The sequence below is a fragment of the Pseudarthrobacter oxydans genome (assembly GCF_034258515.1).
GTDB lineage: Bacteria > Actinomycetota > Actinomycetes > Actinomycetales > Micrococcaceae > Arthrobacter.
Window position 1 is genome coordinate 1,176,419 of record NZ_CP139438.1, and the last position, 16,310, is coordinate 1,192,728.

The 16,310-nt window shown below is 67.4% G+C and carries 14 protein-coding genes; 6 read left to right on the forward strand and 8 right to left on the reverse strand.

Annotated elements, in window-relative coordinates; translation table 11 throughout:
* Positions 1 to 10 precede the first annotated feature (10 nt).
* Together SMD14_RS05420 and SMD14_RS05425 are read left to right on the forward strand one after the other, a co-directional pair.
* Entirely contained in the window at positions 11 to 1,225 is a 1,215-nt protein-coding gene (locus SMD14_RS05420) for a CaiB/BaiF CoA transferase family protein (RefSeq protein ID WP_409339709.1), read from the forward strand.
* Between the two features lie 4 nt (positions 1,226 to 1,229).
* Positions 1,230 to 2,390 carry an acyl-CoA dehydrogenase family protein gene (locus SMD14_RS05425; RefSeq protein ID WP_321215611.1) on the forward strand — a complete coding sequence of 387 codons (1,161 nt, stop codon included), beginning with the start codon at positions 1,230 to 1,232 and terminating at the stop codon, positions 2,388 to 2,390.
* 14 nt (positions 2,391 to 2,404) lie between these two features.
* On the opposite strand, the gene lhgO is transcribed toward SMD14_RS05425, so the two are convergent.
* Positions 2,405 to 3,622 carry an L-2-hydroxyglutarate oxidase gene (gene lhgO / locus SMD14_RS05430; RefSeq protein ID WP_321215612.1) on the reverse strand — a complete coding sequence of 406 codons (1,218 nt, stop codon included), beginning with the start codon at positions 3,620 to 3,622 and terminating at the stop codon, positions 2,405 to 2,407.
* Between the two features lie 48 nt (positions 3,623 to 3,670).
* Here lhgO and SMD14_RS05435 point away from each other — a divergent pair, with 48 nt between their 5' ends.
* Positions 3,671 to 4,372, forward strand: coding sequence for a GntR family transcriptional regulator (locus tag SMD14_RS05435; RefSeq protein WP_321215613.1), 702 nt, complete (start codon positions 3,671 to 3,673; stop codon positions 4,370 to 4,372).
* A 161-nt stretch (positions 4,373 to 4,533) separates the two neighbouring features.
* On the opposite strand, the gene SMD14_RS05440 is transcribed toward SMD14_RS05435, so the two are convergent.
* Together SMD14_RS05440 and SMD14_RS05445 are read right to left on the reverse strand one after the other, a co-directional pair.
* On the reverse strand, positions 4,534 to 5,919 hold the full coding sequence (locus SMD14_RS05440) for an SLC13 family permease (RefSeq protein WP_321215614.1): 1,386 nt from the start codon (positions 5,917 to 5,919) through the stop codon (positions 4,534 to 4,536).
* Positions 5,920 to 5,931: 12 nt separating this feature from the next.
* Positions 5,932 to 6,750, reverse strand: a complete 819-nt coding sequence (locus tag SMD14_RS05445; RefSeq protein ID WP_321215615.1) for an Asp/Glu racemase — start codon at positions 6,748 to 6,750, stop codon at positions 5,932 to 5,934.
* A 175-nt stretch (positions 6,751 to 6,925) separates the two neighbouring features.
* On the opposite strand from SMD14_RS05445, the gene SMD14_RS05450 reads away from it, so the two are divergent.
* The gene (locus tag SMD14_RS05450) at positions 6,926 to 7,714 is read left to right on the forward strand and encodes an IclR family transcriptional regulator (RefSeq protein WP_321215616.1); all 789 of its coding nucleotides are present in this window, start codon (positions 6,926 to 6,928) and stop codon (positions 7,712 to 7,714) included.
* A gap of 66 nt (positions 7,715 to 7,780) precedes the next feature.
* Here SMD14_RS05450 and SMD14_RS05455 read toward each other — a convergent pair whose 3' ends face one another.
* From SMD14_RS05455 to SMD14_RS05470, 4 genes are all read right to left on the reverse strand, one after another.
* Entirely contained in the window at positions 7,781 to 8,566 is a 786-nt protein-coding gene (locus SMD14_RS05455) for a DeoR/GlpR family DNA-binding transcription regulator (RefSeq protein ID WP_321215617.1), read from the reverse strand.
* A 70-nt stretch (positions 8,567 to 8,636) separates the two neighbouring features.
* Positions 8,637 to 11,021, reverse strand: a complete 2,385-nt coding sequence (gene pdxA, locus SMD14_RS05460) for a 4-hydroxythreonine-4-phosphate dehydrogenase PdxA (RefSeq protein ID WP_321215618.1) — start codon at positions 11,019 to 11,021, stop codon at positions 8,637 to 8,639.
* Positions 11,022 to 11,176: 155 nt separating this feature from the next.
* A complete protein-coding gene (locus tag SMD14_RS05465; protein WP_321215619.1) occupies positions 11,177 to 11,713 on the reverse strand; it encodes a GNAT family N-acetyltransferase in 537 nt (178 codons plus the stop codon).
* Entirely contained in the window at positions 11,710 to 12,576 is an 867-nt protein-coding gene (locus SMD14_RS05470) for a ribokinase (RefSeq protein WP_321215620.1), read from the reverse strand. Before SMD14_RS05470 ends, SMD14_RS05465 begins: the two co-directional genes overlap by 4 nt.
* A gap of 149 nt (positions 12,577 to 12,725) precedes the next feature.
* Between SMD14_RS05470 and SMD14_RS05475 the strand changes: the two genes are divergently transcribed.
* Both SMD14_RS05475 and SMD14_RS05480 read left to right on the forward strand, forming a co-directional pair.
* The gene (locus tag SMD14_RS05475; RefSeq protein WP_321215621.1) at positions 12,726 to 14,168 is read left to right on the forward strand and encodes an MFS transporter; all 1,443 of its coding nucleotides are present in this window, start codon (positions 12,726 to 12,728) and stop codon (positions 14,166 to 14,168) included.
* A 28-nt stretch (positions 14,169 to 14,196) separates the two neighbouring features.
* Positions 14,197 to 15,213, forward strand: coding sequence for a nucleoside hydrolase (locus SMD14_RS05480; protein WP_321215622.1), 1,017 nt, complete (start codon positions 14,197 to 14,199; stop codon positions 15,211 to 15,213).
* Here the strand turns inward: SMD14_RS05480 and SMD14_RS05485 are convergent.
* A complete protein-coding gene (locus SMD14_RS05485; protein WP_321215623.1) occupies positions 15,208 to 16,302 on the reverse strand; it encodes a LacI family DNA-binding transcriptional regulator in 1,095 nt (364 codons plus the stop codon). The genes SMD14_RS05480 and SMD14_RS05485 overlap by 6 nt on opposite strands.
* Between the last annotated feature and the right edge of the window lie 8 nt (positions 16,303 to 16,310).

A 16,310-nucleotide genomic window follows, 5' to 3' on the forward strand; every position in this document is an offset into this window, starting at 1 on the left:
CTGACGCTCGTTGAGCAGCACTCAATCTTTCCCCCAATCCCCTCCCGCCGCCGCACCCCTGAAAGGGATCAAGGTGGCGGACTTCTCCCGAGTCCTCGCCGGACCCTTTGCCACCATGATGCTCGCTGACTTTGGCGCCGATGTGATCAAGGTGGAGAGCCCGGGCGGTGACGACACCCGGGCCTGGGTGCCGCCCGTGGACGAACACGGCGCGGGCACGTACTTCTCCAGCGTCAACCGGAACAAACGCTCGGTGGTGTGCGACCTGCGCAGCCAGGCAGGGCTCGCGCAGGCGCTGGACATAGCGCTGGCCGCCGACGTCGTCGTCGAGAACTTCCGACCCGGCGTCATGCAGCGCTTCGGCCTGGACTATGACACCCTCCGGGCGGTGCGCCCGGACCTGGTCTACTGCTCCATCACCGGATTCGGCAGCAAGGGCGGCGCGCACCTGCCCGGATACGACCTCCTGGTCCAGGCCGTGGGGGGACTGATGAGCGTCACCGGATCCCCGGAGTCGGAACCGAGCAAGGTAGGGGTGGCGCTGGTGGATGTGGTGACAGGCCAAAACGCGGTGGTGGGCATCCTGGCTGCGCTGCGGAGCCGGGACCAGACCGGCAGGGGACAGCGGGTGGAAGTCAACCTTCTCTCCTCGCTGCTTGCCGGCCTCGTCAACCAGGCCTCCAGCACCCTGGCCACCGGCGAATCCCCGCAACGAATGGGCAACGCCCATCCCAGCATTGCGCCGTACGAGACGCTGCAGACCGCGGACGGGCCGCTCGCCCTGGCGGTCGGAACGGACAAGCAGTTTGCCGCCCTGGCGCGGGTGCTCGGCGTTCCCGAGTTGGCCGACGACAGCAGATTCCGTGGGAACTCGAACAGGGTGGCCCACCGGGTCGCGCTGAAGGCGCTGCTTGAGGAGCAGCTCCGGAAAAAGCCAGCGGTTGAATGGTCAGGCCTGCTCAGCGAAGCGGGCGTACCCGCCGGCAAGGTCAACTCCATCGTGGAAGCGATCCAGTTGGCCGCCGACCTGGGGCTGGAACCCGTGGTGGAAATTGCGGACGGGTCCAGCCCCCGCACCTCCCGCCAGGTGGCCAACCCGATCCAGCTTTCGGAAACACCTGCCACCTACCGGCGGCTGCCGCCGCTGCTCGGCGAACACAGCGGTGCGAGCTTCCCGGAGCGGAACCGCCGGGCAGCCCTCCAAACCCACCCCACCGGAAAGTAGAACCATGACTGACACTTCAGACCTCATCGGCATTGACACACTGCTCACGGATGAGGAAGTCGCCGTGCGGGAGAAAGTCCGCGGATTCGTGGACACGGCCATCAAACCAAACATCGCCGACTGGTACGAGCGCGCGGAGTTTCCGCTGGACATAGTCCCGCAGATGGCGGAACTCGGCCTTCTCGGCATGCACATCAAGGGCTACGGGTGCCCGGGCCGGACCTCGGTGGAGTACGGCCTGGCCGCCATGGAACTGGAGGCCGGCGACTCGGGTCTGCGGACGTTTGTCAGCGTCCAGGGTTCGCTGGCCATGAGCGCCATTGCCAAGCACGGATCGGAAGAGCAGAAGCAGGAGTGGCTTCCGCGGATGGCCGCCGGAACCGCTATCGGCTGCTTCGGACTCACCGAGCCTTCCGCCGGGTCCGACCCCGGAAACATGCTGACTTTCGCCAAGCGCGACGGCGACGACTGGATCCTCAACGGCTCCAAGCGCTGGATCGGGCTCGCCTCGGTGGCGCAGGTGGCCATCATCTGGGCCATGACCGACGACGGCGTCCGTGGTTTCGTCGTCCCGACCGACACCCACGGCTTCAAGGCCACCCCCATCCAGCAGAAACTCTCCATGCGCGCGTCTATCCAGTGCGACATCGAACTGACAGATATTCGGCTGCCAGCCAGCGCTATGCTGCCCAACGCCAAGGGCCTCCGCGGCCCGTTCGAGTGCCTCAACGAGGCCCGCTATGGCATTATCTGGGGCGCCATGGGGGCGGCGCGTGACAGCTACCTGACGGCCCTGGACTACTCGCAGCAGCGCATGCAGTTCGGCAAGCCGCTCGCTGGCTACCAGCTGACCCAGGAAAAACTCGTCAACATGGCACTGGAGATCAACAAGGGCACGCTCCTGGCCTTGCAGTTGGGCCGGCTGAAGGACGCCGGAGTGCTCCAGCCGCATCAGATCTCCGTGGGCAAGCTGAACAACTGCCGCGAGGCGATCAAGATCTGCCGCGATGCCCGGGCCATGCTTGGCGGGAACGGTATCACCCTTGACTATTCCCCGCTGCGCCACGCCAACAACCTCGAGAGCGTGCGCACCTACGAGGGTACGGACGAGGTGCACACGCTGATTCTGGGCAACCACATCACGGGAATTTCGGCCTTCCGATGAGGAGGCGCTTCCGGTTAGTGGGCGCCGTCCCGCCCTTCAAGGGCCTGGTTGACGATGTATTCGGCGATGGCCAGCGAGGAGGTGGCGCCGGGGGAGGGCGCGTTGCGTACCAGGGTCAGGTCCTGGCGGCGGGCAATCACGAAGTCATCCACGAGGGACCCGTCAGCGTTCATTGCCTGGGCGCGGACACCCCGCGTGCCGGGCACAATGGATGCTCCCTCGAGCGACGGGACGAAACGCGTCGCCTCGGCGATGAACTTGCGCTTGCTGATGACCGTCTGGAACTCACGCGCGGCCGACGGCAGGTTTTTGCGGGCGAAGTTCCAAAAACCGGGGAACAGCGCGTAATCCAGGACGTCACGCACATTGACGTCCTTCCAGGAGTACGATTCCCGTCCGAACGAGATGAACGCGTTGGGGCCCAGCATCATTTCGCCGTCGATGCGCTTGGTGAGGTGCACACCGAGAAAAGGATGCCGGGCATCAGGAACCGGATAGATCAGTCCCTTGACCTGGTTGCGTGCCTCCGGGCCGAGGAGAAAATACTGACCGAAGAACGGCACGATGCACGGGGTGGAGAGTTCCCCGGTGGACGCGGCCAGCCGGTCGGATTGTAGTCCGGTGCAGGCCACCGCAAGGTCGTAGTGCTCAGCTCCGTCCCTCGTGTGGACCACGACGCCCTGCCCCTGCTGCTCCAGGGAGCTGACTTCCTGTCCCAGCCGGATCTGCCCGCCTGCCTGGCGGACGTCGTCGGCAAGGGCGTTGGTGACGGCGGCATAGTCAACGATGGCCGTTTCAGGCGAGTGCAGTGCCGCCACCCCGACAGCATTCGGCTCCACTTCCTTGATCTCGTCACCGCCCAGCATCCTGGCTCCGGGCACACCGTTGGCTTGTGCCCGGACGAAAATGTCGTCAAGCCGCCGGCGTTCTTCGGCCGTCTGGGCGATGACCAGCTTTCCGCACTGATCGTAGGGGAGCTTCTTGGCGGCGCAGTATTCCTTCAGCAGCTCGACTCCCCGGCGGCACAGCGTGGCCTTCAAGCCGCCGGGTTCGTAGTAGAGGCCGGCGTGCACCACTCCGGAGTTGTGGCCCGTCTGGTGGGAAGCGAGTTTCTCCTCCTTCTCGTAGACGGTAACTGACGCACCTTCGAGCTGGTTTATCAGCTCCCGGGCCACGGCGACACCGATGATGCCACCGCCGACGACGGCACAGCGCAATGGGTTCGCGGGCATGGAAATCCTTATCGCTGGGTGGAAAGTTGTCCGTGCGAGAATGTGCTCGTGGACAACCTTGAACGTGCAGACAATCTGACAGATCAGGCCATCTCAAGACTTCGAACTGCGATATTGGCCGGCGAATTGAAGCCGGGGGAGCTCTACTCCGCGACCCAACTGGGCGAATGGCTGGGTGTTTCCAGAACGCCGATCCGGGAGGCAGTGCAGCAATTGGCGAAGACGGGCCTTGTTGCAGTGGAACGCAATCGAGGGATTCGGGTTCGATCCACAACCTTGGAAGACCTCATCGACGGATTCCAGGTCCGACTCATGCTCGAGGTGCCGGTAGCCCGGCAAGCAGCCGCAGTTCGCACGGACGCCGATGTCCAAAGGGTCAAGGAGGCGTTCGAGGCCTTTGGGCAAATTGCTGAAACCGGCGACCCTGCTGCTACGTTACGGGCCGACCGCGACTTCCACTTGGCGCTGCTGACTACCACCGGCAACCACCGGGCGGTGAAGATCCTGGAGGACCTACGCAACGTCGTCCTGCTCACAGGGGTTGAAACAGTCCCCAGATCGCGTTCCTCCATGGAAGCCTTTGAGGACCACAGGGACATCTACCAGGCGTTCATGGACGGAGAAGCCGAGAAAGCCGGGGAGGCCATGCGACGCCACATAATCAATACGGCCCGGATGCTTGTCCTGCGCGAAGCGCACGAGCGGGGCAGTTCCATGGTGGACGTCGATTCGCTTCTCAACTGGACGTAATTCGCCCGGAGAGTGGGGCGGGGACCTGGAAACAGCCTTCGTGAGGATCTGCATCGGTACAAGCTACCGCTGTTGCATGCAACATGCAACCAAATGGACCCGTCCGGGGGAAGGGATGCCCTGCCACGCAGGACATCCCTTCCCTTTCAGATGGACGGTGATCAGCCGAGGCCCAACTGGACGAACACGAACCACACGAGGAGCGGCACCACGCCGATCATCGCGATGGCCCAGAGCAGCAGCGCCCGGAAGAACATCCGCTCGTCCTTGGGCTGTGCGCTCGCCATCAGCAGGGCGCCGCTGGTGGACATCGGGCTCACGTCGACCACCGAGGAGCTGATGGCGATGGCCGTCACTACCCCGATGGGCGTCAGCAACGGATCCATGGCGATGGGTGCGACCACCGGGCTGATGACGCCCAGGGTGCCGGTGGTTGAGGCGAAGGCCGAGACGATGGCCACCACATAGCTGGTGATCAGGGCGGCCAGGGAGCTGTTGCCCAGGCCGGCGATGCCTTCCTGCAGTTCCTTCAGCGCACCCATCTTTTCGAGCATGCCCACGTACGTGACAATGCCGGTCACCAGGATGATCGCAGACCACGGCATGCTCTCCACTGCCGGCTTCTGCACGTTCGAGTCCAGGACGATCAGCACTGCGGCTATGACCAGCGAAGCGACGCCGACGTCAATGCCCAGGACAGTGGTGAGCACCAGCAGCGAGGCGATGCCCACCAGGGTGAGGATGCGCATGGGTGTTGCGGCCACCTTCTCGGGGCGGGTCTTGGTTCCGGCGGCCACAGAAGTGCGCGCCGGGGCGGTGAGCACAGCCGTTCCGGACCCGGAGGGAGCTGAAGCGCTGCTGACGGCGGGAGCGGCAGCGCCGCCGTCGTGCTTTGCACCGCCGGTCTCACCGGCCTGGAGGCGCGCCTCCGCCTTGGCCATGCGGCGCTTCATGATGGCCTGGACCAGGACGTAGGCGATGGCGGCCAGGATGGCATTGAAGACGAAGCAGTAGGCGTAGAGCTTGAAGGAACCGTCTGAGGCTCCGGCGCCGTCCAGCATCTTGTTGGCCAGAACGCCGAAGGGGTTGACCGGGGAGAAGGCGCCGGCATTGGCGCCCTGGACGATGACCAGTCCCATGGCCAGGGTGCTGATGCCGAACCGCATGCCCAGCGCCAGGCCCACCGGGGCCACGATGGCGATGGCGGCCGGAGTGAAAGCGCCGGCCGAAGCCAGGGCGGCCGTCAGCAGGAACATCAGGATGGGGACCAGGATCTTCCGGTCGCCGGCGAGCCGTTCAGCCCAGTAGGCCAGCAGGTCGATGGTGCCGTTGATCCGAACAATGGCGAAGAGCAGGGTGGCGCCTACCAGGATGAAGAAGAGCCCGGCGGGGAACTGGCCGATGACGTCCTTGATGGACATGCCTGCAAGGAGGGTACCGACGCCGAACGCGGCAACGGTGGCCAGCAGGCCGGCATTGATCTTGGTGAAGGAACCGATGGCGAAGGCCGCCACCAGGACAAGGAACGCGATGATTGAAAGAGACATGGTGCCGGCCGCCTAGGAGTTCGCCGGGGTGAGGACGCCGGCGCCGGACAGCAGGCTGCCGGCTCCGGTGATGGCGGGCCGGTGGCCGAGAGCCTTGAGGATCTCGTACGTGGTGGCCGTGGCCGCCGTGATGACCGGCAGTCCGAGCTCGTCCTCCACGGCCTGGACCGCAGCCAGCGACGGCATCTGGACACAGGCGGAGAGTACGACGGCGTCCGCGCCTTCGCGCTGCAGGCTGCGGGCAAGCGCGGGCAGGTTCTGCGGGTCAAGGCAGCCGACCTCAAGGTTGTCCGCCACCTCGAGGCTGATGGCGTCCAGCACCGTGATGCCGGAGCCTTCGATGTAGTCCACCACCATCTTGGTGAGCGGCTTCATGTAGGGGGTAATCATGGCCACCTTGCCGGCACCGATTTCCTGCAGGGTGCGCACCAGGGCGCCGGCGCTGCTGGTGACCGGGGCTGGGTGCCCGTTGCCGGCGGCGGCATCTGCGATGACTTTCTCCGAGCCCTCGTGGGCTTCGGGGCCCTGGGCCATGACGGCAACGAGGCAGGCGTAGGCGATGACGTCCACGTCGGCGTCGGAGACTGCTTCGGCGCAGCCGGCCGCCTTGCCCACCATGGCCAGCAGCTCTTCCCGGGTGACCTTCTTCATGCCGGCGCGGGCCGAGTGGAACGTGTACTTGTGGCCGGTCGCTTCGGCCTGGCGCCGGAACAGTTCAGGCAGTTCGGTCTCCATGGTGGTGTTGGAGCTGGGGACGATCAGTCCCACCCGGCTGGTCCCGGGGCGCTTGGGCTCGGGAGCGGTTTCGCAGGTGATGTCGGGGGTGCTCATGGCTTCTCCACGTCGTTGTGATGGGGGTTTTGCAAACAACCCATAGAGTGGGTTCTGATCCCATGATGTGGGTTGCTTGCGACTAATGTCAAACGGGTCACATCCCAGGTCCTGCTTCCTGCTCACTAAGCTGGAGGCTGTTCGAGGAAAAGTACTGAAGGGAAATTTGAAGACAGTGGCAACGGAAGCGGGTGCCGGGGCCTCACCCCTGCTGGTCCTGCACAAGGTGGCGGAGATCCTGGATTGTTTTTCGGTGCAGGAGCCGGAGCCCACGCTGCAGCAGATCATCCGGAAGACCGGATTGCCGTCCAGCACCTGCCAGCGCCTGGTGCAGAACATGCTGCGGGAGGGCTTCCTGGACCGCGAGGGCGACCGTTACCGGATCGGCATCGGGCTGGTCCGCTGGGCTACCCCCGGGACGTTCGGGCTGGACGTGGTCCGCCTGGTGAAGCCGGTCCTCCAGCAGCTGCGCGATGAGACCGGCGAAACGGCGTGCCTGTACGTCCGGGACGGCGCGTTCCGGACCATCATTGCCGTGGCCGAAACCCGGCACGTGGTGATGCGCCCGTTCATGGTGGGTATGGTGATGCCGCTGCATGCCGGAGCCCCGGGGAAGATTTTCCTGGCGTTCGACCCCGAAGCCTGGGGCGCCCTGGACGAGCATGGCCTGGACCGCTTTACCCCCGACACGCCGGCTTCCCTGGAGCTGCTGCGGCAGCAGGCGGCGGTGGCGAAGGAGCAGGGGTTCTATGCGGCGTTCGGGGAACGGAACGAGGACGTGGGTTCCATCAGCGCGCCCGTCTTCGACCACGCCGGGCGGCTCGCCTGCGCCATCGGCCTGGGATTCCCGACCCAGCGGATCGGGCCTGCGGACGTCGAGCGGCTGGGGCCCGTGGTTGCGCGGGCGGGAATGGAAGCCAGCCGTGCGCTGGGGTATGACAGCAGCCAGGCCGCCCCGCTGTAATCGGTTCCACCCAACTAAGTAGCGCTAAGTGTCGTTATGACTCCTGATAACGACACTTAGCGCTACTTAGTTGGGCCGTCGAACCCGGACCTCAGCCACCTCAACCTGCACCCCCGCCTCCCGGAACTTCTGCACCTGCCCGGGGTCGGCGCCGTCGTCCGTCACCAGGGTCCAGGGCAAAGCCAGCCGCGCCCACGCATGGAAGGGCCGGAGCCCGAGCTTTGAAGAGTCCGCCAGGACGTAGACTTCGCGGCCGCGCCTGGCCATGAGCTCCTTGAGCCGGGTCTGGGCGTGGTCGGCTTCGCAGATGCCGTCCTCGGCGGTGACGGCGTCGGCGCCCAGGAACACCCGGTCAAAGCTCATCCGCTCCAGCGACGCCTCGGCCAGCGGCCCCACAAAACTTTGCGAAACGCTGCGGAGCCGGCCGCCCAGGCAGTCCACCTCGATGCCCTCGGAATCGGCCAGTTCCTGCAGGGTGTTGATGCCCGGGGTGGTCACGGACAGCTTCTCGAACCCGCGCAGCTCGTGGGCCAGGGCACCCACGGTGGAGCCGGCGTCGAGCAGGATGTTCTCACCGGGCCGGATCACGGCCGCCGCCCACCGGGCGATGGCGTGCTTCTGCTCGAACGCCTCGCCGGTGCGCTGCCGCAGCGACGCCTCGGGGTGCGCGCCCAGGGCCATGGCGCCGCCGTAGGTGCGGGCCAGCCGGCCCTGCCCGTTCAGCAGCGCCAGGTCCCGGCGGATGGTGGAGGCCGTCACCTCGAACCGGGCGGAGAGTTCCTCCACGGAGGCCAGGCCGGTGGTCACGGCAAGGTGGTAGATCTCCTCGCGCCGCGCGTTTGCGCTCAGCATTCCCGGTCTCCTTCCCGTGGCAGTGGTACCCATGCTATTTCCGCCCGCCTGAAACTCCCCGCAGCACCGCCTACACGGCCACAGCAGGCCGGGTGGCCATCGCCGCCGCCTGGTGCAGCGCCTCCACCATGGACCGCGAATCCGCGATCGCCTTGCCGGCAATGTCGAACGCGGTGCCGTGGTCCACAGACGTGCGGATCACCGGCAGGCCCACGGTGATGTTCACGCCGGCCTCGATGCCCAGCACCTTCACCGGCCCGTGCCCCTGGTCGTGGTACATGGCCACCACCAGGTCGTAATCGCCGCGGCCGGCCAGGAAGAACAGCGTGTCCGCGGGCAGCGGGCCCACCGCGTTGATCCCGTCCACCTGCGCCGCCTTCACACCCGGCTCGATCTTCTCCGCTTCCTCGCCCTGCCCGAACAGGCCGTTCTCGCCGGCGTGCGGGTTGATGGCGCACACGCCGATCTTCGGGTTCGGGATGCCCGCCCGGACCAGTGCCTCGTGGCCGCGGCGGATGGTGCGCTCCACCAGGTCCGGGTTGATCTTGCGGATGGCGTCCATCAGCCCGATGTGCGTGGTCACGTGGATCACCCGGATCTTGGGCGTGGAGAGCATCATGGACACCTCCTCCGTGCCCGTCAGGTGAGCCAGCAGCTCGGTGTGCCCGGGGAAGATATGGCCGGCTGCGTGCAGCGCCTCCTTGTTCAGCGGCGCCGTGCAGATCGCCTGCACCTTCCCGGCCATCGCCAGCTCGCTGGCCATCCGGATGTATTCGTACGCGGCGTGTCCGGCCACGGGGGAGAGCTGCCCCCACGGAAGGTCCTCCGGCAGCAGCGCGAGGTCGATCACGTTCACCCGGCCCGGCGTGAACACCGCGTCCTCCACGTCCTCAATGCTCTGGATGTCCGCCTGGATACCCAGGACGTCCGCGGCCTGGCGCAGGCGCAGCGCGTCGCCGATCACCACGGGCCGGCACTCGGCATTGCTCTGCGGATCCAGCACGGCGGCAACCACCACCTCCGGCCCCACTCCGGCCCCGTCGCCCATGGTCACGGCCACGTTGGGGAGGGCGTTCTGCTCGGTGCTGCTCACTGCGGCGGTTGTCATGTCTGCTCCAGGTCGTTTGGAAGTCTTGCTGGGAAGGGTGGTGGCGGGAGCCTGCGCGGACCGGCCGCGGCGCTCCCGGATTTCGTCGTAAAGCTGTAGGAGGGCCAGGTGGTCGCCGAAGCTGCCGGGCTTGGTGCCCACCAGCGTTCCGTCGTCCGCCCTGCTGAGCACGACGCCGTGCTGCACGGCCGCGAGCGGTACCAGCCGGTGGAGACCCACGGCGTCCAGGACTTCCCTGGCCGTCTCGCCGCCGGTGAGGATCAGGTCTGTTGGTGTTGCCTTGGCAGCCGCGGCTGCGAACTTTGACAGGGCCTGCACGATGCGGGCTGACCCGGACGGGTCCACTTTTGAAGTAGCAAGTGTGATGGCTACGCGGTGGCCTGCCCGCAAATCCGCTGAAACCTGGGCCAGTTGGGAAGCATAGGCCCCGACGGCTCCGGCGTACTGTGGGTGCAGCCGAACCACCGTGAAGCCGTGGGCTTCCAGCCGGGCCAGCTGCGCCTGCGCGGTTCCGGAAGCGGAGCCGACGACGGCGAGCACCGGCCTGGCGGCTGCCTGCGGTTGAGTGGTGGCTGTGTCAGCCTGTGCCCTGGGTTGCGCATTTCGCGCAGCTTGGGTTGCGAGACGCTGTGCGAGGGCGTCAGCCGTTCCGCCGGTTCCCACCAGCACAATGCGGCGGCCGCCGGTCTGGAAGCCCAGCTCGAGCAAGGCGTCCACCACGGACTCCAGGTCCTGGACGGTGTCGCAGTCGGCCACCACCAGCGAGGGCTGGTCCGAATCCATCAGCGGGGCCAGTGTGGCAGCCAGTGAACCGGACCGCACCTCAGCGAGGGGCAGGGTCTGCACCGATGACGGGTCCTCCGGGCGCAGCAGCGAGGGGATATCCGCTGGCGGGGCTGAATGTTCGGCCTGCCACAGATCCGTCTCCGCCAGGGGAGTCCCGGCAACCAAAGGCCGGCCGTCAACTACGGACCGCTGCAGCTGGGGGAGTGCCCCCGCGACAACGGCATGGAAACCAAGGCCGGCCAGCGCGGCTACTTCGGCACGGACGTTGCCGCGCCACAGGGAGTCCACTTTCTTGAACATCACCTGCGCACCAGCAGCCTCGGGGCTGGCAAAGGCTTCCTTGACCATAGCCTCGGCAGCAGATTCAGCAAGTCCGCGGGAGTGCGTATCGGTGACCACCACGTCGGTGACAGGCTCCGGGAAGGAGGTGCCGCCGTCGTGCGTTACCGGAATAGTGTGAGTGCCCACTAGGACCTGCACACTCAGCCCGTGCTGCACAAAGCAGGAGCCAACCTCGGCGGCGCCGGAGAAATCGTCGGCCTGCACAAATACGGAAGCCACGTTGCTCCTCTCGTCCTCGGCTGGGCCCGCGCTGTGGCGGGATACATTCATCATGACATGCGTGCGCGAATCACGCTAGAATAGTTGCGCAATTTGCGCACCCACAACAAAGTGATGGACACAACATTCGGCGCAGTCACTCCGGCCGGCTGCAGTTAGGGGGAGCGCTGGATCTCCCGAAGAGGGACCGTTGCCTCCACGAGTTGGAGCGTGAACACCCACAGCAGCACGTCCTCGCCCGGCACGTACCAGTCGCGCTCGGGCGCCCGCCGGAAGCCAAGCGACTCGTAGAGAGCGTGCGCGCGTTCCATAAACGTGGCGCTCGTGATGCTGATCGCCCCGATGCCGGGCAGCTGCCGGGCGTGCTCCACGATCCCGCGGACCACGGCGCGGCCCACGCCGCCGCCCTGGTGCGCCGGGTCCACCGCCAGCATCCGGAACTCCAGCTCCCCGTCGGCGGCGATCTCGCTGTACGGCTGGCCGGCGAACGTCAGCGTCACCGCCGCCACCACCCGGCCCGCAGCCTCCGCCACCCAAACCTGCGCATGCTGGGCGCGGTGCTCCACATCCTCCAGCACACCCATGTACGGGTGGTCCGCGGCGAAATGCCCGGCCCGGAGGTAGGCGTCGCGCGTAATGCGCCGGACCTCCGGGAAGTCCGACGGCGCCGCCCGCCGGAGTGCGACGCTCACCGCGCGCCGCCGGTTGCGGCAGTCCGCTCCACGTAGTGGCCCAGCCGTGCCAAATCCGGCTGCGATGAAGGATCGCCCACGGCATCCCCGCCCACCGCGTTCGCCACGGCCAGCGCCCGCGCATGGTCCAGCCCCTGGCGCAGCGCCAGGACCAGGGCGGCGCAGAACGCATCGCCGGCACCCACGGTGTTCGCCACTGTGACCGCAACGGAAGGAGCCTCGGCCACCTTCCGGCCGTGCTGGAACATCGCCGAGCCGTCCCCGCCGTAGGTCACGGCCACCAGTTTGGCCGAGGCGAGGGCGGGGATCAGGGTGTATTCGCTCTCGTTGACGATTACCAGGTCGCAGCGCTCCAGCAGTTCCGCCGGCAGGTCCATGGCCGGAGCGGCGTTCAGCACGAAATACCCGGGAGTCTTCCGCGCGGCCTCCAGCACCACGGGCAGGCCCACCTCCAGCTGGCACAGCACCGTCTCCTCCGGGCCGAACTCCACCCCGTCCAGCGACAGGTGCGAGTTGGCGCCCGGGCACACCACGATCTGGTTTTCGCCGTCGCGGTCCACCACGATCAGCGCCGTCCCGGTGGCCCCCGGAAGGACGGCCACGCCGGCGGTGTCGACGCCGGCACCCGCCAGGGCGTCCAGCATCCGCTGCCCCTGGGCGTCACTGCCCACGGCGCCGACCATGCGCGCGCTGCCGCCCAGCCGCGCCGCTGCCGCGGCCTGGTTGGCGCCCTTGCCGCCGGGCTGCTCGGAGAGCACGGCGCCGCCGATGGTCTCGCCCGCCGTCGGAAGGCGGTCGGCGGTGGCGATCAGGTCCAGGTTGATGCTGCCGACCACGGTGACGGCAGGTCGTGTTGTGTTCATGGGAAAACTCTCTCAGGGGGAGGGCCGGAAGCGGCGGGGGTTTCGAAAAAGTGTAGCGCATGGTTGTACTTGTGAGTCATACATGGTTGTATAACAACTCGAAATCGCCATGAAAGACGATCCCTTCTGCTCGAACAAAGGAGTTTGATGTGAACACCCCAACCCCCGCGGCAGCCGCGCCTCCCGCCCAGGGCGGCGCCGCCGTCGTACATCCCGCGGACCCGCCGAAAGCCGCCGGCCGCCGCGCCGCCCTGCTGATCTCCACCCTGCTGCTGGGCGTGCTGTCCTTCCAGCTCAACGCCAGCATGGTCACCCCGGCGCTGCCGCAGATCGCCGCCGAGTTCGGCCAGGGCGCGGACAGCGCCGCCCCCGTCCAGTCCATGTTCTTCCTGGCCGGCGCCATCGCCGGGCCGGTCATCGGCCGCTGGAGCGACTTCATCGGCCGCCGCGCCGCCCTGCTCCTGGTCCTGGGGATCATGGGCGCCGGTACCGTCCTCTGCATCACCGCCCCCACGCTTGAACTGCTGGTCACCGGCCGGTTCCTGCAGGGCGTCTCCAGCGCGGTCTTCGCCCTCGCCTACATCGTGCTCAGCGAAAACCTGCATGCGAAACTCTTCGGCACCTCCGTGGGCATCATCGCCGCCATCAACGGGGGAGTGGGCGGCGTGGACGGCTACGTGGGCGGGCTCATGGCCGAGACCCTCGGCTTCCGGTCCATTTTCGTCGTCGTCCTGGTCCTCACCGCCGTCGCCGCCGGCTGCATCATCCGGATTGTCCCGGCCGGCCGGCCGCAGGGCGTGCGCGGCGCCATGGACTGGTGGGGCGCCGGGTCCCTCTCGCTGTTCCTGGTGTTCACCACCTACTTCGTCTCCGGCGGGTCCGCCGCGGGCTGGACCGCGCCGTCCACGCTGGCCCTGCTGGCAGGCACCGTGGCGTCCTTCGCCGCGTTCTGGATGATCGAGAAGCGCCGCAGCCACCCGCTGATCGCCGTCCACCACCTGCGCTCCCGCCAGGTGTGGCCGGTCATCGCCACCACCGTCCTCACCCTGGCCGGCATCTTCGCCATCATCAACTTCACCGTGGTGCTGCTGAGCCAGGATCCCGACGGCGGCTTCGGGCTCAGTGCCTCCATCTCGGCTTTGCTGTTCCTCACCCCGGCCGCTTTGATTGGAGTGTTTGCCGCGCCTTTGGCCGGCTGGCTGGCCGACCGTCGGGGCTGGATCCGGACCCTCCGGTTTGGCACGGGGCTGAGCCTCGCCTGCGCCGTCGTTGCGGCCGCGTTTTCGGACAGCCAGGTGGCTGTGCTGGTCGCCGTCGCGGCCCTGGGCATCTTCTACAACGGCTTCTTCCTCACCGCCATCAACGGGCTCTCGGTGCTGCTCTCACCCAAGGAGGCGCCGGCTGCGCTGCCCGGCATCAACGGCGCCTCGTTCGGCATCGGGGCGAGCCTCGGCGTCGTCCTCGTGGCGCCGTTCGCCGCCCAGGCCACGGCCGCCGGGTACGCCACTGCCCTCTGGATTTCGGTGGGCATCACCGCCGCCGCGTTCATCACCAGCCTCTTCGTCGCCGCCCCCAAGGGCGAGACCGTCTGACCCCTTATCCCATTCGAAGGAATCTATTGTGACTGCCCCTATTTACCTGGACTGCGACACCGGCATCGACGACGCCCTCGCCCTGGCCTACCTCCTCGCCGCCCCCGCGGCCGAGGTGGTGGGCATCGGGACCGTCAGCGGCAACGTCAGTGCCGCCGCCGGCGCCCGCAACACCCTTGACCTGCTGGCGCTCGCCGGCGCCGCGCACATCCCCGTGGCTCTGGGCGCCCATGATCCGCTGGTTGGCTCGTTTGCCGGCGGGGCGCCGTGGGTGCACGGGGAGAACGGGATCGGGGAGGTTTCCCTGGCGCCTTCCGGTGCCCCGCTGGCCGCGGAGTCCGCGGCGGAGATGCTGGTCCGGCTGGCGCGTTCCCATCCGGGCGCGCTGCGCGTGCTGGCGATCGGCCCGCTGACCAACATCGCCGGGGCGCTGCGGCTGGAGCCCGCGCTGCCCTCCCTGGTGGAGTCCGTGACGGTGATGGGCGGGGCCGCGCTGGCGCCGGGGAACATCACGCCCGTGGCCGAGGCGAACATCTGGCACGACCCCGAGGCCGCCGCTTTGGTGCTGGCCGCGGACTGGGACGTGACCCTGGTGCCGCTGGACGTGACCATGGCCTCGGTGCTGGAGGAGCCGCACCGGCAGGCGCTGCTGGCCTCCTCCGCGCCGGTGCCGCGGGCGCTGGGGGAGATGCTGGGCTATTACTTCCGGTTCTACGAGGGCATCTACGGCCGGCCCTGCTCCGCGATGCACGATCCTCTGGCGGCGGCGCTCGCCGTCGGGGCTGTCAAGCCTGCCCTGGCACCCGTGGTGCGGGCCGCCGTCGACACCTCCGACGGGCCGTCCCGCGGCCAGACCGTCTGCGACCTGCGCGGGCTGTACGCGGGCTACCCGCCGGTGACGGACGCGCGGTGCCGTGTGGTCCTCTCGCTGGAGGAGGACTTCGCGCCGCACCTGGTGGAGACGCTGCTCGCCTTCCCTTTCGGCGCAGGTGCTGAACGCACGACGGCGGCACTCGCCTCCGCCGCGCCGGCACCGGCGTTATGAGGCGGGTAGAGGCGGCACATTTCGGCTGTGGGAGGCAGCGCGGATGGAGCTGTTACGCACAACAAGGGTCGGTGCGATTGGCGTACGGTCCACGTCCCGTCCTTCCATCGCACCAAGAAGCACTTCCATGCTCATAAGCGCCAGGGCGTTGAAGTCCTGGCGCACGGTGGTCAGGGGCGGCAGGAAGTAGTCCGATCCTTCAATATCGTCGAAGCCTACGATGCTGACATCTTCCGGGACGCGGACGCCGTTTTCGGCGAAGGCACGTATGACCCCCAAGGCGGTGTGGTCGCTGGCGGCGAAGATGGCCTGGGGGACCTTGTCTTCCCGGACGAGCCGGAGCCCGGTCTCGTAGGCCCACCGGGGGCTCCAGTCACCCTCCAGGCACAGCCCGGGCTTGAGCCCGGCGTCACGGAGCGCCGCCTCCCAGCCGCGCTTGCGCACCCGTCCGTCGAACCAGTCCATGGAGCCGGCGAGGTGGGCGATATCCGTGTGGCCCAGGTCGATAAGGTGCTGGGTGGCCAGCCGCGCCCCGAGTTCCTGGTTTTCCGAATAGGTGAAGACGTTGGGAGTCGATGATGCTCCGGCAGCGATCATCTCCACCGGCACCCGGAATGACGCATTCCAGACGGCCGCTGCCATCTCCACCAGAGGCGCAATGACAATGATTCCCCCCACGCCGGTATCGTCCAGGGTGTCCAGGGCTGCCTGCACGGACTCTTCGTCGGGTTGTTCGACACTGATGACGGTTGTGGCGTAGCCCTTCTTGCGGGCGACGTTCTCAAGGGCCATGAGCGTCCCCACCGGGCCGAACCGCGGAGAGCCGTCCGAGAGGATGCCGATGGAAGTGGACCGGCTGGTGACCAGCGCGGTGGCTGCCCGGTTCCGGCGGTACCCGATGTCCTTGATGACCTGCAGAACCCGCTGGCGCGTAGCCGCGCTCACGTCCGGCGCGTCATTGAGTACCCGCGAGACTGTTCCGAAAGAGACTCCGGCGGCCTGGGCCACATCGTTGATTGTGGGCTTCCGGCGCAGCGGGGCATCCGGTAGCTTCTCGTTCGCCTCACGGGGAACCGCCGTGCCTGCCACGTTCTCTC